Origin of the sequence: Methylobacterium sp. ME121 (assembly GCF_000974725.1) — a bacterium.
Taxonomy (GTDB): Bacteria; Pseudomonadota; Alphaproteobacteria; order Rhizobiales; family Beijerinckiaceae; genus Methylobacterium; species Methylobacterium radiotolerans.
In genome coordinates this window covers 1-21187 of the sequence record NZ_BBUX01000088.1, presented here as the reverse complement: position 1 = coordinate 21187, position 21187 = coordinate 1, and the positions used below count along the sequence as shown (strand labels likewise).

The following is a 21187-nucleotide window of genomic DNA, read 5'->3' as shown; positions in this document are numbered from 1 at the left end:
TCGGTCGGCCCGGCCTCGAACGTCCGTTCGCGCCGTCCTCCGGACTTGCCGCCGCGCTCGTCGAATCGCCGCTCGTCACGCGGTGCGTCGCTCCGCGCGGTCTCGCGACGCGGGCGCTCGTCGCCGCGGCGCTCGTTGCGCGGACCGGCGGGGCGTTCCTGTCGCTCCGGCGCTCCGCGGTCGGCGAAGCGGCGCTTCGGCTTGGCGACGGGGGCCGGCTCCGCCGGTGTGGCGGACAGCCGCTCGACGACGACCCGGCGCTCACCGGCGCGGATCGAGCCGACGCGCTCGCGGCCGCGTTCCGCCGCGGCCGCCTGTGCGGTCCGGGGATCCGCGCCGCGCCGGGGCACGCGCGTGCCCCGGGGCTTCGCCGCGTCCTCATCGCGCCACGTGGAGCTACGCGGTCCGGGACCGGCGCCTCCGGTCGAAACGCGCGGCGCCGGCGCGGGACGCGCGGCGTTGCGCCGGGCCGGCGCCGGCTGCGCGGACTTGGCATCGCGATCCGCCGGGCGGGTGCCGCCGAACGGCGCGATCGGCTCGCGGACCGGGCTGTCGAAATCCACGCCGGCCTGCTCGGCGAGGCTCTTGCCGAGCTGATCCTTGAGCACGCGGGTCCGCACCTCCTCGACCAGACCGACTTCTAGGTCGCCGAGCTGGAACGGCCCGAAGGAGAGCCGGATCAGCCGGTTCACCGAGAGCCCGAGATGCTCCAGGATGCGCTTGACTTCGCGGTTCTTGCCCTCGCGCAGGCCGAGTGTCAGCCAGACGTTGTCGCCCTGCACCCGGTCGAGCGTCGCCTCGACGGGGCCGTACTCCATCCCGTCGATGGTGACGCCCTTGGCCAGCCGGTCGAGTTGGGCCTGATCGGTGTCGCCGTGGGCGCGGACCCGGTAGCGGCGCAGCCAGCCCGTGTCAGGATGCGCGATCACCTTGGCGAGCCCACCATCGTTGGTGAGGAGCAGCAGCCCCTCGGTGTTGATGTCGAGCCGTCCGACAGCCACGACCCGGGGTAGATCCTCCGGGAGCACGTCGAACACCGTCTGCCGGCCCTCCGGATCCCGGGCGGTCGTCACCACGCCCCGCGGCTTGTGGAAGATCCACAGGCGGCTGCGCTCCCGCGACGGCATCGGCTCGCCATCGATCAGGATGCGGTCGTTCTCGGTGACGTTGCGGGCGGGGGACGTCAGCGTCTCGCCGTTGACGCTCACGCGTCCGGCCACAATCATCGTCTCGGCGTCGCGCCGCGAGGCGATGCCAGCCCGAGCCATCGCCTTCGCGATGCGCTCGCCGGGCGGCGTCTCGATCAGGCCCTCGGTGTCGGCGGACGAGGCGGGTTCGGGCTCCGGCGCAGGGACCGTCTGCTGAGGAGGCTGCGGCTTGGCCTTTCGGGCGGCCTTCTTCGCGGCGGACTTGGCGGACCCGTCGCCCTCGGTGTCGGCGCGGCCCGCATCGGTCGGCGGCGCCCAACCCTCGGTGCGCGCTGACTCGGGGGCCGGACGGGCGGTCCCCTCCGGCTTATCGTCGTTCGGCAAGTCGCTCATGCTTGCCGCTTATCAGAGCCGGTCTCGACAGGCGAGACGGGTTGTGCACGGGGGCAGGTGCCCTCAACGCAAAGAGGCGGCCCGCTGGGACCGCCTCGAAGACCGGATCGCGGGTCGGGGACCCGTCGGCGTCAGAGCCTGGGCGAACGCCCGCGCATCACACCGAACACGGCGGAGATCAGGAACAGCGCGATCGCCACGAAGAAGACGATCTTGGCCGCCTCCATCGCCGTGCCGGCGATGCCGCCGAAACCGAGGAGCGCCGCCACGAGAGCGACGACGAGAAACGTGACAGCCCAACCGATCATGGCATCCTCGCGTTATTCGGGTCGGTTCAGTTGTGGAACCCGCGCGCGGCGGGTTCCGTTCCGGTCGCGCTCGACGATCAGAGCTTGTCGGTGGCGGACTTCACCGCGCTCTTGGCGTCGCCGACCGTGCCCTGGGCCTTGCCCTTGAGCTCCTGAGCGGCGCCCTCGGCCTTGAGCTTGTCGTTGCCGGTCACGTCGCCGATGCCCTGCTTGGCCTTGCCGAGGGCCTCGTTGGCGACGCCCTTGATCTTGTCGGTGGTGCTGCTCATGGCGTTGTCCTCTTGCTCGATCTGCGGCGACGCCGCACTGGTTCCTGAAACGGTCACGGTCGGCGGAATGTTCCAGGCCTTAACATTGACCTGGATCAGGCGAGCCCGCTGCCCGATGCCCGTCGCGTCAGTGGGATGAGAACAGCTTGGCTGCCGATCCGATCCATCCGGCCAGGGCGGAAGCGTCCGGAAGCCTGACCGCGCTCGATCACGCTTTCGCGGCCGCCCGCGCCGCGGCCGCGGCCGGGGAGGTCCCGGTCGGCGCCGCGGTGGTCCGGGACGGGACCGTCCTGGCGGTCGCCCACAATCGGCCGCGCGAACTGCACGATCCGACGGCGCATGCGGAGATCCTGGCGATCCGCGCTGCGTGCGCTACGCTCGGCACCGAGCGCCTCGTCGGCTGCGATCTCTACGTCACCCTGGAGCCGTGCCCGATGTGTGCCGGCGCGATATCCTTCGCCCGGATCCGGCGGCTCTACTACGGCGCGGCCGATCCGAAGGGGGGCGGGGTCGAGCACGGGCCGCGCGTCTTCGACCAGCCGACCTGTCACCACGCGCCGGAAGTCTACGGCGGTTTCCGCGAGCGCGAGGCGGCGGCCCTGCTCAGGGTGTTTTTCGCGCAACGCCGGGACTGACGTGTTGACCGGCGACCGAACAGGTTCCTATCGGCCCGGGGCGGGCCAGCGGAGGAGGGCACGATGATCCCGACCTATTCAAGAGCCCTGATCGTCGGGGCAGGCTCCGGCCTCAGCGCGTCGCTCGCGCGCGTGCTTGCGGCCGACGGCATGGCGGTCGGCCTCGCCGCCCGGAACGTCGACAAGCTCGCCGCGCTGGCGGCCGAGACGGGCGCGGCGGTCCACGCCTGCGACGCCAGCCAGCCCGCGGAGGTCGAGGCCCTGTTCGCCCGCCTCGAACCCGCGCTCGGCGGCCCCCCGGACGTCGTCGTCTACAACGCGAGCGGCCGCCTCCGCGGCCCGGTCGCCGACCTCGATCCGGACGCGGTTGCCCGGGCCCTGATGGTGTCGGCGTATGGCGGATTCCTGGTGGCGCAGGCCGCGGCGCGCCGGATGCTGCCGCGCCGCCACGGCGCGATCCTGCTGACCGGCGCGTCGGCGAGCGTGAAGGGCTTCGCCGAGTCGTCGCCGTTCGCCATGGGGAAGTTCGCCCTGCGGGGACTCGGCCAGAGCCTCGCTCGCGAACTGCAGCCCCGGGGCATTCACGTCGCCCACATCGTGATCGACGGCGCGATCCGCAATCCGGCCCGCGGCGGCGAGCCGCCGGAGGCGCCCGACAGCCACCTCGATCCCGACGCCATCGCCCGGGCCTATCGCGACCTCCTGCGTCAGGACCGAAGCGCCTGGACCTCCGAGCTGGAACTGCGTCCCTGGACGGAACGGTTCTGACGCCGCCTCAGGGGTTCACCCGCAGGCCGAGCAGGAAGGTGTTCTCCCGGAAGCTGGATCCGGCGACCGTGCTGTCAAACTTCTGATAGATGTAAGTGCCGCGCAGGGTCAGCCAGCGGGTGAAGTGGTAGTCGAGCCGCGCGGTCGCCGAGAAGCCGTTCTCGCGGATGCTGCTGCTCTGGTAGTCGTTCCGGAGATACGATCCGCCGAGGACAATCGAGAGGTTGCGCAGCAGGTCATGCTGCACTTCCAGCGTGGCGACCTCGGTGAGCACGCCGCTGGAGCCCGGGATCGTCGTCTCGGTGACGCCGGTCGCGGCGGTGAACCGCACGGTGGTGAGCGGGCTCGCCGCCCAGACGAGGGCCGCGTTGAGCAGCGGGGCGTTGATGTCGCGCAGGCTCGGATCGACGTAGGTCCGGTGCTGGATGCCGGCCGAGATCTCGCCCGTCACCGAGCGCGCGAGGCCGATGCTCGTTCCGAAGGCGACCGCGATGCCGTCCGAATCCCGTCGGATGCCCGTCGCGTCGAAGCGCTGGTCGTAGACGCGCGTATCGCCGAGCAGATCGATGAACGGGCTGAAATCCGGATTGATCTCGTAGGCCGTGCGCAGTTGCAGGCTGTACTGGTTCAGGTTGCGGTCGGACTGGTTGACGATCGTCCCGTCCGCGAGGCGCGCATTGTCGAACTCGGAGCGGTCGACGGACCCACGCAGGGTGACCGACAGGCGGTTGAACGTCTCCGTGGCCCCGAGCGAACCGCCGTAGACGGCCAGGAGCGGCCGCGTCGTGGCGGTGGCGGCCTGGAGGTTGGCGCTCGACGTCCGCTGCGTGTCCACCAGGAACCGCCCCTCCGCGTCGATGCGCAGGTCCCGGTTGGCGTCGATGCGCAGCCGGACCACGCCGTCGGCCGCGGGGCGGCTCGCCGCCTCGTTCTGCGGCGTCTCCAGGTAGGATCCCCGGAGAGAGCCCAGGAGCGAGCTGGAGGCCCAGTTGCTGCGGAAGTCGACCGTGGCGTCGGTGCGCAGCGCGACCGAGCCCTTGGCGATCTGGCGGGTGGTCTGGTCCGGATTCGTGTCGTAGCCGACGCTCTGCGCGAAGGTCGGGAGCACCGTGAAGGTCCCGACCTGATAGCCGATCGGCGCGTAGGCCGGGTCGGTCGGGATCGCGCGCGCCAGGTCGGTGCCAAGGATGAAGCCCGGGGTCAGGAGCCCGAGAGCCGGCGCGATGGACTGGAACGGGAGGGTCGGCCGGATCGGCGTCACGACCTGCGGGTTCGGAACGCCGACCACTGCCTGTTGGACCACCGGCGTCAGCCGCAGCGCCGGCGGCGGGATCTGCGTCACGTCCTGGGTCACTCGCCGCGTCGCGGAGCCGATCCGCCGCGGCGGCGCGGCCCGCGTGCGCAGGAGGGTCGACGGCGCGAGGTTGGCCGGCGCCGTCGAGGATCCGCCGGTGCGCCGTCCCCCCGTGGTGACGCGGGTGCTGAGCTGGGACAAGCCGGGCTGACCCGGGATCTGCGTCGGCGCGGGGGGCGAGAGCGGTGATCGGAGGCTGTCGCCGCCGGTCTGCTCGCCGCCGGTCGCGTCGCCGCCGAGCGCGCCGCGGGTCTGGTCGCGGTTCAGGCCGTCCGGGATGCTGCGCTTGAGCGCGGGCAGACCGTTCGGGGCCGTGTCCTGGCCGATACCGGGATTGTCGGGCTGCCCGGTGACAGGGCTCGTCGCATCGAACCGCTGGGCTACCGCGGGCGCCGCGAGCGCGACTCCGAGCGCCGCCGCGACGAGCCGCATCCTCCGCCGTTCCCACCGGTCAGCCGCCGTCCGCACCTGATCCCGGTCTCCGCCAAAGTCCCCGGCACCCGCGTGCGGAGATCACAGGTCACGCCGCCCCAGAACAGGTTGCCGGCATGGTTAACGAACCCTAGCGGCGACGTGGTTAATGGCCCGTCAACGGCCTCGTGGCGGCAGGATCCGGCAGCGACGCAGCGATCTGACTTGTCCATCACGAATACGATTGAGATTTCGCGTATACTATGCTAAAGACGCTCAGACTTCGATCGCATCCGATAGGGATTGATCGACCCGAACAACTGTAACTCCTGAGGTTTGACGTGAGTGAGAACGCAGGCAGCGAGCACGGCCCGGCGATCGGGCTCGCAGTCGATATCGTCGCCGCTTACGTGTCGAACAATTCCGTTCCGGTGTCGGAACTTCCCGGATTGATCGGCGGGATCCACGCGGCGCTGAACGGTTTGACAACTCAAGGTCGCGCCGCGAATTCGGCGGTTGAAAAATTAAGTCCGTCCCAGATCCGCAAGTCGGTCACGACTGATCATATTGTCAGCTTCGAGGACGGGAAGCCGTACAAGACGCTCCGGCGGCACCTGACGCTGCGCGGCCTGACGCCCGAGGCCTACCGCGAGAAGTGGGGTTTGCCGCGGGACTATCCGATGACCGCGGCGAGCTATTCGGCGCAGCGATCCGAGCTGGCCCGCGCCCTCGGCCTCGGACAGCAGCGCCGCAAGACCCGCGGCGGGACCGCGGCCGCACCCGAGGCGCCGCCCGCGCCGGCCGCCAAATCGCGGGGCCGGAAGAAGGTGCTGGCCGAGTAAGGGGACGACCAAGGACTGGGCTGTTCCGCGTTCCCGGCGCGCCGCTCGACCGATCGGCAGCAGTACGGGCCGCGTCGGTGGACTCGCACCGACGTCCCGTGCCCCTGCGCGTCGCGCAACTGTGCGCCGCGCCCCCGACGCTATCCAACGGCGACCGCGCTGCGATGCTGCTCTGCACCATCGGAACCCGCCCGCGCCGAAGGACGTCCCCGTGCCGCCTCTGCCGATCCTCGCCCTCGCCGTCGCCTCGTTCGGGATCGGCACCACCGAATTCGTCATCATGGGCCTGCTCCCGGAGGTGGCGCAGAGCTTTGGCGTCACCATTCCGCAGGCGGGCTATCTGGTCTCGGGCTACGCCATGGGCGTGGTCGTCGGCGCGCCAATCGTGGCCATCGCCACCGCGGGACTGCCGCGCAAGACCGCGCTCCTCGCGCTGATGGCCGTGTTCCTCGCGGGCAACCTCGGTTGCGCGCTGGCACCCAGCTACGGCCTCCTGATGGCCGCGCGGATTCTGACGGCCTTCGCCCACGGCGCGTTCTTCGGCATCGGCGCCGTCGTGGCGCGGGATCTCGTGCCGCGGGAGAAGCGGACGCAGGCGGTCTCGCTGATGTTCGCGGGCCTCACCCTCGCCAACGTACTCGGCGTGCCGCTCGGCACCGCCCTCGGGCAGGAGGCGGGCTGGCGCTCGACCTTCTGGGCGGTGGTCGTGATCGGGCTCGCGGCGGGGCTCGCGATCCAGCTCTGCGTGCCGGACGGGCTCCCCGGGACGCGCGGCCGGCTCATCAGCGAGTTCCGCGCGCTCGGGCGCTGGCCGGTGCTGCGGCCGATGCTGATCTCGACCCTGTCATCGGTGAGCTTCTTCACGGTGTTCACCTACGTCACGCCGTTCCTGACCGGTGTGACCGGTTTCACGCCGCAGGGCGTGACCGGCGTGCTGTTCGCCGCCGGCACGGGCCTGACCGTCGGCAATCTGCTGGGCGGCCATCTGGCCGACCGCGGTCCGATGGCTACGATCATCGGCAGTTTCCTGGGCATCGTGGCGGCCCTGCTGGTGCTCGCCGCGGTCGCGCACCATCCCGTGCTCACGGTGGCGGTGGTGGTGCTCTGGTCGGGGCTGGTCTTCGCCCTCGTCTCGCCCCTGCAGATCTGGGTCGTGGAGGCGGCCAGCGACGCCCCGAACCTCGCCTCCACGTTGAACCAGGGCGCCTTCAATCTCGGCAACGCCGCCGGCGCCTGGATCGGCGGCACGGCGCTGACGCTCGGGGCCGGTTACGGCCAGCTGCCGCTGATCGCCGCGGCGGTGTCGCTCGCCGGTCTCGGGCTGGTGCTCACCGCGGTCAGTCGCGGGCGCCAGGGCGCCGCCCCGGCATCCGCGCCCGGCGCCTGATCGCTCAGTCGGTCCGGACGAGGTCGCCGAGCAGGCTCGCCGCCACGGTCGCCTTGGACACCGTCAGGCCGGACGCGCTGATCGCGTCGACGGCCTCGCGGATCCGGGCGAGCGGTGCGCCGCGCGCCCGGATCCAGGCCTCCACCGCGTCCGGCCCGGCGCCGAGATCCGCCACCACCTCGGCCGTGAGCTTGCGGTGCGCGGCGGCGATGCCGGCGCCCGCCCGCTCCAGGGCGACGCGGTCGAACGTGTCGGCCACCGGCACGGTCCGGGCCGCGGCGGCGAGATCGTCCAGGCGGAAGGCGTGTTCCAGGGCGAAATGCGTCGCCGCGACCTCCTCGACCGGCCGGCCGCTGGCCTCGGCGACCCGGACGATGTCGGGGCCGGAGACCAGCGCCCCGAGCGAGGCGAGGCGCCGCGCCTGGGCCGGCGCCATGCCGTGCCCGGTCAGCTCAGACTCGCGGGCGCCGATCGTCGCCAGCGCCTCGTCGCCGAGCACCTTGGGCAGGGCCGCCTCCACGGCGGCGATGCCGTCCCTATAGCGGGCGACCACCGGCGCGAGGCCGCCGCTCAGGTCGAGGTTGCGGATGAACCACACGATGCGGTTCGTCAGCAGATCCTGCACCTCCGCGTAGAGGTCGAGCTGCCCCGTGCCGGAGACCCGGCCCGCGAGGCCGTCGATGGCGAGGTTCAGCTCCATCAGGCCGAACGCGTCGCGAGTTACCGCGTAGGCCTTGGCGATGGTCGCGGCGTCGGCCCCGGTGCCGTCGACGAGGCGCGTCACCAGCGACGGGCCGCCGCGGTTGACGATGATGTTGGCGAGTGCCGTGGCGATGATCTCGCGGCGCAGCCGATGGCCCTTGACGGCGTCCGGGAAGCGATCGCGCAGGGCTTTCGGGAAGTAGCGCTGCAGCTCGCGGTCGAAATACGGGTCGTTCGGCACGGCGCTCTCGAGGATCGCGTCGTGCAGCGACAGCTTCGCGTAGGCCAGCAGCACCGCGTATTCCGGCCGGGTCAGCCCCTCGTTCCGCCGCATGCGCTCGGCGAGCGTGCCGTCGTCCGGCAGGAACTCCACCGCCCGGTCGAGCCGCCCCTCCGCCTCCAGCGCCTGCATCGTCCGCATCGCGAAGCCGGTCTCGCCGAGGCCGCCGCGCTGGGCGAGGGACAGGGCGAGCGTCTGCAACTCGTTGTTGCGCAGCACGAGGCGCCCCACCTCGTCGGTCATGTCGGCGAGAAGGGCGTTGCGCGCCTCGTAGCTGAGCCTCCCGTCCCGCTCCGGCGTCATGAGCGCGATCTTGATATTGACCTCGACGTCCGAGGTGTTCACGCCGGCCGAGTTGTCGATGGCGTCGGTGTTGAGCCGGACGCCCGCGCGCGCCGCCTCGATGCGTCCGCGCTGCGTCAGGCCGAGATTCGCGCCCTCGCCGACGACCTTCGCGCGCAGCTCCGGCCCGGTGATGCGCAGGGCATCGTTGGCGCGGTCGCCGGCATCCTCGTCGGTCTCGGTGGTGGCCCGAACATAGGTGCCGATACCGCCGAACCAGAGCAGGTCGGCGGGCGCCTTCAGGATCGCCTGCATCAATTCGGTAGGCGTCGCTTCGGACCGATCGAAGCCCAGTGCGGACCGAATCGCGTCCGAGAGCGGCACGGTCTTCAGGCTGCGCGAGAACACGCCGCCGCCGTCCGAGATCAGGCTCCTGTCGTAGTCCGCCCAGGAGGACCGCCCCAGGTCGAACAGACGCCGCCGCTCGGCGAAGCTGCGCGCGGCGTCCGGGTTCGGGTCGAGGAAGATGTCGCGGTGGTCGAAGGCCGCGATCAGGCGGAGGCTCGCGGAGAGCAGCATGCCGTTGCCGAACACGTCGCCCGACATGTCGCCGACGCCGACCGTGACGATGGGGTCGGTCTGCACGTCGACATCGATCTCGCGGAAGTGCCGGCGCACCGCCTCCCAGGCGCCGCGGGCAGTGATGCCCATGCCCTTGTGGTCGTAGCCCTGGCTGCCGCCGGACGCGAACGCGTCGCCCAGCCAGTGGCCCTTCTCCAGCGAGAGGGCGTTGGCGATGTCCGAGAAGGTGGCCGTACCCTTGTCGGCCGCCACCACCAGATAGGCGTCGTCGGGATCGTGCCGCACCGTGTCGGGCGGCGGCACGATGGCGTTGTCGACGATGTTGTCGGTCAGCTCGAGGAGCGTGCGGATGAAGATCCGGTAGCTCTCGGTCCCCTCCTGCATCCAGCCGGCCCGGTCGGAGGCCGGCGGCAGCCGCTTCGGGAAGAAGCCGCCCTTCGCGCCGACCGGCACGATCACGGCGTTCTTCACCTGCTGGGCCTTCACGAGGCCGAGGATCTCGGTGCGGAAATCCTCCGGCCGGTCGGACCAGCGCAGCCCGCCACGGGCGACGTAGCCGAAGCGCAGGTGCACGCCCTCGACGCGGGGCGCGTAGACGAAGATCTCGAAGAACGGCCGCGGCAGCGGCATCGCCGTCACCTTCGCGCAGGCGAACTTGAAGCTGATCGTCTCCCGAGGCTGCCCGTCGGCGCCGGTCTGGTAGAAGTTCGTCCGCACCGCCGCCTCGACGAGATTGACGAACCGACGCAGGATCCGGTCGTCGTCGAGGCTCGTGACACCGGCGAGGGCGGTCTCGATGCCGGCGCGCACCTCCGCCTCCTGGGCTGTCCGGTCGCCGGCGAGGGCGGGGTCGAACCGGGCGCGGAACAGGGCCACGATCGCGCGCGCGATCCCGGCGTGGCGGCTCAGCGTGCCCGCGAGATAGTCCTGCCCGTAGCGGATGCGCAGCTGGCGCAGGTAGCGGCCGAGGGCCCGGAGCAGGGCCGCCTCCCGCCAGGGCAGGGCAGCCTCCAGGACGAGCCGGTTGTAGCCGTCGGACTCGGCGATGCCGTCCGCGATGGCGAGCATCGCCGCCTCCAGCGGCCGCTCCAGCGCCGCGAGGTCGATCGGGGCGCCGGTGGCGCGCTCGATCAGCATGTCGTGCAGCCAGACCTGCGCGGCCTCCTCCGTGCCGGACGGCGCGATCTGGTACGTGCGCTCGTTGAGGACGCGGAAACCGAGATTCTCCAGCGCCGGGACCCGGTCGGACAGCGCGATCGCCGTGCCGCGCGAGAACGCCTTCAGGCGGACCTGCGCGGCGGCGTCGCTGGGGCGCCGATCGAGATGGACAGCCCGCGGCTGCGTCTCACCGAGGCCGTCGAGGATCAGCACGTCCGCGACGGCGCTCTCGGGCTGGAAATCGTCCCGGTAGGCGGCCGAGAACGCGTCGCCGTATCGGGCGGCCAGCCGGCGCGCGCGGTCGCCGCCCTCGGATTCGGCCAGCGCCGCCCGCAGCGCGTCGCCCCAGGTCCGGACCAGGGCGACGATCCCGGCCTCGAGGGAGGCGGGATCGTGCTCGGGGCTGCCCTGATCGGGCAGGCCGATGATGTAGTGGATCCGGGCCAGCGAGCCTTCCGGATAGTCGGGGTAGGCCGCGCTGAGCCGCCCGCGGTAGGTCTCGGCCAGATAGCTGCCGATCCGGCCGCGAACCGCGGAATCGTAGCGGTCCTTCGGGACGTAGACGAGAAGCGAGACGAACCGGCCGAACCGGTCGGGGCGGGACAGCACGCGGACCCGCGGCCGGTCGGCCAGCGCGGCGATCGCCAGGGTGAACCGGTAGAGCCGCTCGCTGTCGATCTGGAAGAGCTCGTCCCGCGGGTAGCCCTCCAGCACGGCGAGGAGGCTCCGGCCGGCATGGCTCGCCGGGTCCAGGCCGGCGCGATCGACCACGGCCTCCACCTTCCGGCGCAGCACGGGCACCTCGCGGGCCGGGCTCGTGTAGGCGGAGGCGGTGAACAGGCCGACGATCCGCACCTCGCCCGAGAGTTTGCCGAGGCCCGAGAACAGCTTGACGCCGACATAGTCCAGGTAGGCCGAGCGGTGGACCCGCGACTTCACGCTGGCCTTGGTGATGATCAGCGGCTGCGGCTCCTCCAGGAAGGCGAGGATCTCCGGCGTGTAGTCCACCGGCGTCCGGCCCCGGCGCAGGGGCGTGGCGCCGGGATCGCGGAGCACGCCGAGGCTCGACCCCTCGACCAGCGGGTGGGCATCGCCCGCGATGCCGTGCTCCTGCATGCCGAGGATGAGGAACTGGCCGTCCGTCAGCCATTCGAGGAAGGCGCGCGCCTCCTCGGTCTCCGTTTCCGGCATCGGCGTCGGCCCGCGCCCGAGATCGGCGGCGAGGTCGGTGAGGCGCGCCAGCATGGCGTCGCGGTCGTCACCCGCCAGGGCGACGTCGCGGTAGACGGCCGCGAGGGCGTTCAGGAGCCGCTCGCCGGTCTCAACCGCCAGGCGGTCGAGATGGATGTGGATGAAGCTCTCGCGCGCGAGACTCCCCTGCGCGTCCGCGGTCGTCTCTCCGACCACCCGGATGAGCCCGCCCGAGCCGTCCCGCTCCACGCCGAGGATCGGGTGCGCGACGAGCTGCGGAGCGAGGCCCTGCTCGGTCAGTTCGGCCAGGGTCGAGTCCAGCAGGAATCGCCGGTTGTCGTTGATGACCTCGAGGACCGTCGTCTCGCGCGGACGGCCGTCGCGCACCAGCTCGCGGTCGCTTAGGCGCATCCGCGCCGGGTCGCCGGGCCTGCGGGGCTCGGACAGGAAGGCGCGGGCGCGGGCGGCGAGGTCCGCCAGGACCGAGGCGTCGTAGGGGGCGAGATCCTCCGGTGTCACGCGGCCGAACAGGTCGCGGACGAAGCCGCCCGGGCCGCCCTGCTCGGTGACGATGTCGGCGGCCGCCTCTATCAGCCCGGTGCGGGCCGTCTTCTGCTCCGAGGAGGACAACGCCGTCGCGGTCTCGAGTGTCATCGCGCTTCTCCCGAACCGGGTCACTCGCCCCAGCGATAGCAGCGTGACCGGCCGTGTCGATGACGGCGCCCGGCCGTTTCCGCGCCGACGGGTGTCGATCGTCGCGAACCGTCAGCGTCGGCTTGCCGGGCGCGCGATGCGTGCATATACACCTATGCCATGAGCGCCCCGTCGCCCGAGCCGTGCACCTGCTCCGCCCTGCGTCGCGCCACGCGGGCGCTGACGGCGAGCTACGACGCCGCCCTGAAGCCGACCGGCCTCCGGGTGACGCAATTCGCGATCCTGCGTCATCTGGACCGGCTCGGGCCAGTCCCGGTCTCGCGCCTCGCTGCCGAGGCGGCGCTGGAGCGGACCACGATGGGCCGCAACCTCGACCCGCTCAAGCGCCGCGGCCTCGTCGCGATCACCCCCGGCGCGGCGGATCCGCGCGAGCGCCGCGTGTCCCTGACCGCGTCGGGCCGGGAGGCTCTCGCGGCCGCGACGCCCTACTGGCGCGAGGCGCAGAGCCGCATCAATGCCCGGGTCGATCCCGCGACCGTCTCCGCGGTGGCGGAGGCCCTGATCTCCGCCGCCTGACCGATCCGCACCGCTTCCGGAGCCCGTCCATGACCGCCCTGACAGAGACGCGCCCCGGCTCGCGCCTGCACTATGCCTGGATCGTCGTCGCGGTGACCTTCCTGGTCCTGCTCGTCGGGGCCGGGGTCCGCGCCACGCCGAGCGTGCTGATCGTCCCCTGGGAGCGGGAGTTCGGCTGGACGGCGGCCACGATCGGCGTCGGCATCGCGCTCAATATCTTCCTCTACGGGATGATCGGCCCGTTCGCGGTGGCGATCATCGAGCGGTTCGGCCTGCGGCGCTCGGTCTGCGGCGCGCTGCTGATCCTGGCGATCGGCACCGCCGCCACGAGCCTGATGACCGCGCCGTGGCAGATGGTCCTGCTCTGGGGCCTGGTCGTCGGATCCGGATCCGGCATGGTGGCCAACGTGCTCGGCGCCACCGTGGCAGGTCGCTGGTTCGCCAAGCGCCGGGGCCTCGTGCTCGGCCTGCTGACCGCGAGCAGCGCCACGGGGCAGCTCGTCTTCCTGCCGATGTTGGCCTCGATCGCGGTGGGGCAGGGGTGGCGGTCCGTCTCCCTTGTGGTCGCCGGCGCGACCCTGGCGTTGATCCCGCTGGCCGCCCTGTTCCTGCGCGACCGACCGGCAGATCTCGGGCTGCCCCGCTACGGCGAGGACGCGGTGACGCCGACGCCGGTTCTGACCGAGAACCCGGCCGTGCGGGCGCTTCGCGGTCTGCGCATCGGCCTGCGCTCCCGGGATTTCTGGCTGCTCGCCGGGACGTTCTTCATCTGCGGCGCCTCGACCAACGGGCTGATCGGCACCCACCTGATCCCGGCCTGCATCGATCACGGCATCGCCGAGGTCACGGCCGCCGGCCTTCTGGCGCTGATGGGGATCTGCGACCTGATCGGCACCACGGCGTCGGGCTGGCTCACCGACCGGTTCGACTCGCGCAAGCTCCTCGCCTGGTACTACGGGCTGCGCGGCCTCTCGCTGATCTTCCTGCCCTACTCGTTCGACTACAGCTTCTACGGATTGTCGCTGTTCGCGGTCTTCTACGGGCTCGACTGGATCGCCACGGTTCCGCCCACCGTCCAGCTCGCGGGCAAATCCTTCGGGGAGGAGAACGCCGCGCTGATGTTCGGCTGGATCGCGGCCGCGCACCAGATCGGCGCGGCGTCCGCGGCGTGGCTCGCCGGCATGGTCCGGACCGAGAGCGGCACCTATCTCGGCGCCTTCGTGTCGGCCGGCCTGCTCTGCCTGGTCGCCGCCCTGATGGCCGCCTTCGTCGGGCGGAAGCCGAGCGAGCCGGTCCTGCGCCCGCTGCCGGCCTGAACTGCGCGGCGCGGGCAGGGTTGTCACAACTGCGCCGCGAAGGACGAGCCCTGGTCGGCGCGTTCCAGCGCATTCCGAGAGCCCGCCGTGACCATCGCGATTCGGCCCGTCCCGCCGGTCCAGGACGTCCGCGCCCCGCGACCCTGGTCGGGGCCGGGCTTCGCCGAGTTCGTCGCCATCATCGCCCTGATGATGGCGGTGACGGCGATCTCCATCGACAACCTGCTGCCCGCGTTCCCGGCCATCGAGGCGCGCTTCGCCGTGCCCGATCCCAACCGGCTGCAGCTCCTCGTCTACGTCTACATGATCGGCTTCGGCTTCGCGCAGATCGTCTACGGACCGGTCTCCGACGCCCTCGGGCGCCGGCCGGTGCTGCTGGCGAGCCTCGCCATCTACGTGGTCGGCTGCGGCCTCGCCATGGTGGCGCCGAGCTTCGGCTGGCTGCTCGCCGCGCGGATCATCCAGGGCATCGGCGCCGCCGGCGGGCGGGTGCTGTCGGTGGCGATCGTGCGCGACCGGTTCGCCGGCCGCGAGATGGCGAGCGTGATGTCGCTCACCATGATGGTTTTCCTGATCGTCCCGATGATCGCGCCGGCGATCGGCGGCATGATGCTGGCGCTGGGCTCGTGGGTCTACGTCTTCGTCTCGATGCTGGTCCTCGCCTTCTGGCTGACGCTCTGGTTCTCCCTGCGGATGCCCGAGACCCTGCACCCGGAGTACCGCCGGCCGCTCTCGCCGGCCGCGACCTGGGAGGCGATCCGGCTGACGCTGAAGACCCGCGTCGCCGTCGGCTACGCCACCGCGCTCGGGCTGATGACCGGCTGTATCATGGGCTACGTCGGCTCGGCCCAGCAGGTCTTCGATACCGGCCTGTACCACCTCGGGCCGCTCTTCCCGCTGGCCTTCGGGCTCGTGGCCGGCGCCATGGGCGCGGCGACGCTGATCAACGCCCGCGTGGTCCGGCGGCTCGGGATGCGGGCGATGTCGCACAGCGGCGTCATCGCGTTCACGCTGGTCGGCCTGGTGCAGGTCGGCGTCGGCCTCGCCTATCGCGGCCACCCGCCGCTGGCGCTGTTCCTCTCGATCCTCGCGGTGAACCAGTTCCTGATCAGCTTCGCGATGCCGAATTTCAACGCCCTCGCGCTGGAGCCCCTCGGCGCCATCGCCGGCACGGCCTCGTCGTTCCTGGGTTTCTACACGACGATCCTGGGCGCGCTCTGCGGCTTCCTGATCGGCCAGTCCTTCGACGGCACGGTGCTTCCCGTGGCGATCGGCTACGCCAGTCTGGGCGCCCTGGCGCTCCTCGTGGTCGCGTGGACCGAGCGCGGCCGACTCTTCCGCGGCGGCGTCGGCGGTTGAACGGGCGCCCTTAACGCGGTCTTCAGCGGAAAGTTGCAAAGCTCCGGTCCTGATCCCCGCCGACCGGACATGCCGATGCTCGCCCGCGCCCAGGACGGAACCCTCCTCGTCGCGCGCCTGCTGCTGGCCGCCGCGCTCCTGCCGACCGGGATCGCCCGGGCGCTCAACGTGTCGGGATTCGCGCTGACGCTCGCGGGGGCCGGGATGCCGTTTCCCAATGGCGTCGCCACCGCCGCCGTGCTGGTCCAGGTATTCGGACCGCTCGCCCTGATCCTCGGGGTCCTGCCCGGGCTCACCGGCTTGGCGCTCGCGCTGTTCGCCGCCGTGACGGCCTTCGTGCTCCACCCGTTCTGGTACTATGTGGGACCCGCCGCGGTCGCCGAGCGCGCGCTGATGCTGGCCGATCTCGGCCTCGCGGGCGGGTTCCTCATGTACGCCCTGAGCGGTCCGGGCGCCCTCAGCTGGCAGGGCTGGCGCGCCGGAACCCGCGCGGCGGCGCCGAGCGCGAAGCCCGCCGCCGCGAAGGCGTCCGGCAAGGGCAGCGCGCCGCGGAACGGCGGCAAGAGCGCTGCCGGCAGGCCGCCGGCCCGCGCCGCGGCCTGATCAGCCGTGCCGCGGCCTCATCTCGGTCGTCGGGGCGGGCGGCGCGGCAGCCATCTTCCGCCCGGAGATCTCCGCGCCGGCATCCGGCGACAGGTTGCGGAAGGCCAGTGCCGAGGCCGCCGAGATCACTGCGACGGCGAAGAAGGCGGGCCCGAAATCCGACGCCTGGATCTCCGTCCGACCGTGAAACCCGGCATTTCCCTCGAGCGCCAGCGCGCCGAGCGTGACGCCGAGGCTCAGCGACAGCTGCTGGCAGACGCTGGCGAAGCTCGTGGCCGCGCTCATCTCCTTCGATTCGAGATCGGCGTACGCGATGGCGTTGACGCAGGTGAATTGGATGGAGCGCGAGCAGCCGCCGACGAACAGCAGGATCACCATGATCCAGTGGGACGTCTGCGCGGTGTAGAACCCGTTGACCGCCAGGAAGGCCGAGGCGAGCAGCGCGTTCCAGACCATCAGCGCGCGGAAGCCGGTGCGGCGCAGGATTCGCGGACCCAGGGTCTTCACGAACATCGCGCCGGCCGCCGCCGCGAAGGTGATCAGGCCGGACTGCAGCGCGTCGAGCCCGAAGCCGACCTGCAGCATCAGCGGCAGCAGGAACGGGATGGCACCGGTGCCGATCCGGAACAGGCTGCCGCCGAGCACCGCGACTCGGAAGGTCGGCCGCTGCATCAGGTCGAGCCGGACGATCGGGTAGGCCACCCGCCGGGCATGCGCCCAGTAGAGGGGCAGGAGCACCGCGCCCGCGGCGAGGCAGCCCCACGAGACGGCCGCCGGCAGCAGGTGGCGGCCGAGGGAGGCGAGGCCGAGCATCAGGGCGGCGAGGCCGGTCCCGAGCAGCACGAAGCCGAGGAGATCGAGGGGCGGCCGCTCCGGCTCGCGCACATCCTCGAAGTACAGGCTCGCCAGGACGATTCCGGCGCAGCCGATCGGCAGGTTGATGAAGAAGATCCAGCGCCAGTCGAACCACGTGGTGATCAGGCCGCCCACCGGCGGACCCAGCACCGGGCCGACGAGGGCCGGGAAGGTCAGGTAGGCCAGCGCCGTGACGAGCTGCGATTTCGGCACGCTGCGCAGCACCACGAGCCGTCCGACCGGCACCATCATGGCGCCGCCCATGCCCTGGAGGAACCGCGCGGCGACGAACCACGCGAGCCCGTTCGCGGCCGCGCAGGCGAGCGAGCCCGCCATGAACACCACGAGGGCCGCGCGGAACACGGTCCGCGACCCGTACCGGTCCGCCATCCAGCCGCTCACCGGGATGAAGATCGCGAGGCTGACCAGGTAGGAGGTCAGCGCGAGCTTGAGGGCGATCGGGTCCTCGTGAAGGCTCGCCGCGATGCTCGGGAGCGCCGTGGCGATCACCGTAGAATCGGTGTTCTCCATGAACAGCGCGGTGGCGACCGTCAGCGGGACGATCCAGAGCGGTCTTTGGGCGGTGGCAGGCATCACACAGCAGACGCATGGCGCGCCGCCGCGGTTGCACGGCAGCGCGGCCACCTCGCACCCTCGTGTTTCGCGAATGTATCCATCGTGCAACAGAGGTTGAGCAGCGGCGCGGAGCCACCTTTTTCGCGGGTGCTCCAATGGCTAAGTTTCCATCACGCGTCCGTGAGGCCGCTTCAGCCGGCCCGGGGCCGGCGCGCGAGGAACTCGATGCAGTCCAGCCCCAGCAAGATCCGCTCCCTGCCGCGGATCGCCGCCGGCGTCGCCCTCCTGTCGATGGTGGCCGCCTGCGGCACCGTCCTGCTCAACGATCGCGGCTCGCTCACGCGCTACGACCGGCTGAAGTCCAGCGATCAGGTCGCCTCGGCCTCGCGGATCTACGTCGACCGGCCGGCCCTGGCGAAGGCCCGCACGGTGCGCATCATCCCGACGGCGTTCCACGCGGACGTGTCCGGTGCCGCCCCGCTGACCGCGGCCGAGCGGCGCCTCATCGCGAACGCCGCCGACCGGGCGCTGTGCTACGACCTGTCGCTGAAGTACGACATCGTCACGAGCCGTGATGCCGACCTGACCGTGCGGGCGCAGGTCACCCGCGTCGAGCCGACCGATCTCCTCGGGGCCGGCGCGACCATCGCGGGCTCCGCGGGCGTGACCGTGGCGTCGCAGCTCGGCCTGAGCTTCGCCGAGGGCGTCGGGCGCGTGCCGATCCCGCGCGTGCCGATCGGGCTCGGCAGCCTGACCGTCGAGGCCGAGGCGCTGGACCGGCGTCGCGAGCAGCGGGCCGCCATGGTGTGGGGCGGCGCGGCGAACTCCTTCACCAGCCAGCCGCGCTTCTCCCGCGCCAGCGACGCCTACGACCTCGCCGGCGAGTTCGGCCAGGATTTCGGTTACATGCTGGCGACCGGCGACGACCCGTTCACGGCGCCCAACACGATCCCGACCTGGGACCGGATCCGCATCACGACCCTCGGCGAGGCGCCCCTCGACCCCGACTGCGAGGCGTTCGGCCGCGCTCCGGGCATCGACGGTATGCTCGGCGACTATATCGGCCTGCCGCCCGAGTACACCGACAAGGGCCCGGCCGCGCCGGCGATGCGCTAGGCCGCTCGCCACCGTATCCGCCCCGCTGGGAAGACGGCGGGGGCGCCTCGGTCCTGACGGCTGAGATCCCGTCAGGACGCCGCCGCGCGCCTCGACCGGGCGTGGATAAGCCCCGAGCCATGCGCGTTTTCGCGCAGCGACGCATCAACCGCGCATTGGCGCCCTCGCGGAGCCCGTGATACTGGCACTTGCCAACCCGATCCCGTAGCGCGACCCCCAATGCGCCGCCGTCCGAGGAAAGTTGGCACATGGCCCGAGTAGAAACCGCATCGATCATCGAGGGCCTCACCTTCGACGACGTGCTCCTGCGGCCCGCCGCCTCCTCGGTGATGCCGACCGAGGTCAGCGTCGCCTCGCGGCTGACCCGCACGATCCCCCTGAACCTGCCGATCCTCGCCTCGGCGATGGACACCGTCACCGAGGCGCCGATGGCCATCGCCATGGCGGCCAACGGCGGCATGGGCGTCATCCACCGCAACCTCGAGCCGCCGGAGCAGGCCGAGCAGGTCCGCCTCGTCAAGAAGTACGAGTCCGGCATGGTGATGAACCCCATCACCATCCACCCCGACGAGACCCTCGCCGACGCCTTCGAGGTGATGAAGCTCAACCGCATCTCGGGGATCCCGGTGGTCGAGCGCGGCCCCAACGGCTCGCGGGGCAAGCTCGTCGGCATCCTGACCAACCGCGACGTCCGCTTCGCGACGAACTCCAACCAGCCGGTCGCCGAGCTGATGACCCGCGACCGCCTGATCACGGTCCGCGAGGGCGTGACGCAGGACGAGGCCAAGCGGCTGCTCCACCAGTTCCGGATCGAGAAGCTGCTGGTCGTCGACGACCATTACCGCTGCATCGGCCTGATCACCGTCAAGGACATCGAGAAGCGCGTCGCCTACCCGAACGCCGTCAAGGACGAGCAGGGCCGCCTGCGCGTCGCCGCCGCCACGACGACGGGCGACAGCGGCTTCGAGCGGGCCGAGCGCCTGATCGACGCCGGCTGCGACGTCATCGTGGTGGACACCGCCCACGGCCACTCGATCAAGGTGCTCGACGCCGTCGCCCGGGTGAAGCAGCTCTCGAACGCCGTGCAGGTCGTGGCCGGCAACGTCGCGACGCGGGACGGCGCCAAGGCGCTGATCGATGCCGGCGCCGACGCCATCAAGGTCGGCATCGGCCCGGGCTCGATCTGCACGACCCGCATCGTTGCGGGCGTCGGCGTGCCGCAGCTCACCGCGCTGATGGAGGCCGTCGAGGCGGCCGGCGAGGCCGACATCCCGGTCATCGCCGACGGCGGCATCAAGTATTCCGGCGATCTCGCCAAGGCGATCGCGGCCGGCGCCTCGGTGGCGATGCTCGGCTCGCTGCTCGCCGGGACCGACGAGGCGCCCGGCGAGGTGTTCCTCTACCAGGGCCGTTCGTACAAGTCGTACCGCGGCATGGGCTCGGTGGGCGCCATGGCCCGCGGCTCGGCCGACCGCTACTTCCAGGCCGAGGTGAACGACACGCACAAGCTCGTGCCGGAGGGAATCGAGGGGCAGGTCCCCTACAAGGGCCCGGTGGGCAACGTCCTTCACCAGCTCGCCGGCGGCCTGCGCGCCGCCATGGGCTACGTCGGCGGCGCCACGATCCCCGAGTTCCAGGAGCGGGCGCAGTTCATCCGCATCACCAATGCCGGCCTGCGCGAGAGCCACGTCCACGACGTGACGATCACCCGCGAGAGCCCGAACTACCCGTCGCGGACCTGAGGGACCGATGCGCACGCTGATCGTCGGGGCCGGCGCGACCGGCGGCTATTACGGGGCGCGCCTCGCCGAGGCGGGCGCCGACGTGACCTTCCTGGTGCGGCCGGCGCGGGCGGCGAAGCTGGCGGCGGACGGCCTGAACGTCCGCTCGCCGCTCGGCGACCTGCACTTGCCCGATCCGCCCACCGTCACGGCCGATAAGCTGGCCGGGGCCGGGCGGTTCGACCTGATCCTGCTGTCGTGCAAGGCCTACGACCTCGACAGCGCCGTCGCGGACCTGGCGCCGGCCGTCGGGCCCGACACCGCGATCCTGCCCGTGCTCAACGGCATGTCGCATCTCGACGTCCTCGACGCCCGGTTCGGCGCCGAGCGGGTGCTCGGCGGCTCCTGCGCGATCGCCGCGACGCTCGCGCCGGACGGCGAGATCCGCCACATGAGCGAGCTGTGCAGCATCACCTACGGCGAGCGCGACGGGTCGCGCTCGTCGCGCATCGAGGCGGTCGACGCGCTGATGCGCGGCCTCAAGTTCCAGCCGCGCCTGAGCGACGTGATCCTGCAGGAGATGTGGGAGAAGTGGGTGTTCCTGGCGACGCTCGCCGGGGCGACCACGCTCATGCGCGCCGCGGTCGGCGACATCGTGGCGGCGCCCGGGGGCACCGCGCTGATCACCGCGCTGCACGCGG

At 71.7% G+C, this 21187-nt stretch carries 17 protein-coding genes; 11 read left to right on the top strand and 6 right to left on the bottom strand.

Annotated elements, in window-relative coordinates:
• From ME121_RS29475 to ME121_RS29470, 3 genes are all read right to left on the bottom strand, one after another.
• On the bottom strand, positions 1 to 1541 hold a 1541-nt coding region (locus ME121_RS29475; protein ID WP_059410077.1), incomplete at its 3' end, for a pseudouridine synthase.
• Positions 1542 to 1672: 131 nt separating this feature from the next.
• Positions 1673 to 1849: a DUF1328 domain-containing protein gene (locus ME121_RS34450; RefSeq protein ID WP_012317097.1), complete on the bottom strand. Its 177-nt coding sequence runs from the start codon at positions 1847 to 1849 to the stop codon at positions 1673 to 1675.
• Between the two features lie 77 nt (positions 1850 to 1926).
• The gene (locus ME121_RS29470; RefSeq protein ID WP_012317098.1) at positions 1927 to 2118 is read right to left on the bottom strand and encodes a CsbD family protein; all 192 of its coding nucleotides are present in this window, start codon (positions 2116 to 2118) and stop codon (positions 1927 to 1929) included.
• Between the two features lie 146 nt (positions 2119 to 2264).
• Between ME121_RS29470 and ME121_RS29465 the strand changes: the two genes are divergently transcribed.
• Both ME121_RS29465 and ME121_RS29460 read left to right on the top strand, forming a co-directional pair.
• Positions 2265 to 2753, top strand: coding sequence for a nucleoside deaminase (locus ME121_RS29465; protein ID WP_245337794.1), 489 nt, complete (start codon positions 2265 to 2267; stop codon positions 2751 to 2753).
• 63 nt (positions 2754 to 2816) lie between these two features.
• Positions 2817 to 3521, top strand: a complete 705-nt coding sequence (locus tag ME121_RS29460) for an SDR family NAD(P)-dependent oxidoreductase (protein ID WP_012317100.1) — start codon at positions 2817 to 2819, stop codon at positions 3519 to 3521.
• 7 nt (positions 3522 to 3528) lie between these two features.
• On the opposite strand, the gene ME121_RS29455 is transcribed toward ME121_RS29460, so the two are convergent.
• Positions 3529 to 5307 carry an outer membrane beta-barrel protein gene (locus ME121_RS29455; protein ID WP_059410076.1) on the bottom strand — a complete coding sequence of 593 codons (1779 nt, stop codon included), beginning with the start codon at positions 5305 to 5307 and terminating at the stop codon, positions 3529 to 3531.
• A 320-nt stretch (positions 5308 to 5627) separates the two neighbouring features.
• Between ME121_RS29455 and ME121_RS29450 the strand changes: the two genes are divergently transcribed.
• Positions 5628 to 6128 (top strand): Ros/MucR family transcriptional regulator, encoded by a 501-nt coding sequence (locus ME121_RS29450; protein WP_024827887.1) that lies wholly within the window; start codon positions 5628 to 5630, stop codon positions 6126 to 6128.
• 211 nt (positions 6129 to 6339) lie between these two features.
• The gene (locus ME121_RS29445) at positions 6340 to 7515 is read left to right on the top strand and encodes an MFS transporter (protein WP_059410075.1); all 1176 of its coding nucleotides are present in this window, start codon (positions 6340 to 6342) and stop codon (positions 7513 to 7515) included.
• Positions 7516 to 7519: 4 nt separating this feature from the next.
• On the opposite strand, the gene ME121_RS29440 is transcribed toward ME121_RS29445, so the two are convergent.
• Entirely contained in the window at positions 7520 to 12364 is a 4845-nt protein-coding gene (locus ME121_RS29440; RefSeq protein WP_059410074.1) for an NAD-glutamate dehydrogenase, read from the bottom strand.
• A 159-nt stretch (positions 12365 to 12523) separates the two neighbouring features.
• Here ME121_RS29440 and ME121_RS29435 point away from each other — a divergent pair, with 159 nt between their 5' ends.
• The 4 genes from ME121_RS29435 (at position 12524) to ME121_RS29420 (ending at position 16218) form a co-directional block, all read left to right on the top strand.
• A complete protein-coding gene (locus ME121_RS29435) occupies positions 12524 to 12940 on the top strand; it encodes a MarR family winged helix-turn-helix transcriptional regulator (RefSeq protein WP_012317105.1) in 417 nt (138 codons plus the stop codon).
• A gap of 29 nt (positions 12941 to 12969) precedes the next feature.
• A complete protein-coding gene (locus ME121_RS29430) occupies positions 12970 to 14256 on the top strand; it encodes an MFS transporter (protein WP_012317106.1) in 1287 nt (428 codons plus the stop codon).
• 192 nt (positions 14257 to 14448) lie between these two features.
• Complete coding sequence (locus ME121_RS29425; protein ID WP_041372450.1) at positions 14449 to 15615, top strand: multidrug effflux MFS transporter; 1167 nt, start codon at positions 14449 to 14451, stop codon at positions 15613 to 15615.
• 75 nt (positions 15616 to 15690) lie between these two features.
• A complete protein-coding gene (locus ME121_RS29420; protein ID WP_059410080.1) occupies positions 15691 to 16218 on the top strand; it encodes a DoxX family protein in 528 nt (175 codons plus the stop codon).
• Here ME121_RS29420 and ME121_RS29415 read toward each other — a convergent pair whose 3' ends face one another.
• A complete protein-coding gene (locus ME121_RS29415; protein WP_059410079.1) occupies positions 16219 to 17667 on the bottom strand; it encodes an MFS transporter in 1449 nt (482 codons plus the stop codon).
• Positions 17668 to 17874: 207 nt separating this feature from the next.
• On the opposite strand from ME121_RS29415, the gene ME121_RS29410 reads away from it, so the two are divergent.
• From ME121_RS29410 to ME121_RS29400, 3 genes are all read left to right on the top strand, one after another.
• Entirely contained in the window at positions 17875 to 18765 is an 891-nt protein-coding gene (locus ME121_RS29410; protein WP_012317110.1) for a DUF3313 domain-containing protein, read from the top strand.
• A gap of 248 nt (positions 18766 to 19013) precedes the next feature.
• A complete protein-coding gene (guaB, locus tag ME121_RS29405; RefSeq protein ID WP_012317111.1) occupies positions 19014 to 20507 on the top strand; it encodes an IMP dehydrogenase in 1494 nt (497 codons plus the stop codon).
• Positions 20508 to 20514: 7 nt separating this feature from the next.
• Positions 20515 to 21187, top strand: a 673-nt coding sequence (locus ME121_RS29400; protein WP_059410078.1) for a 2-dehydropantoate 2-reductase, incomplete at its 3' end; no start/stop codon positions are given.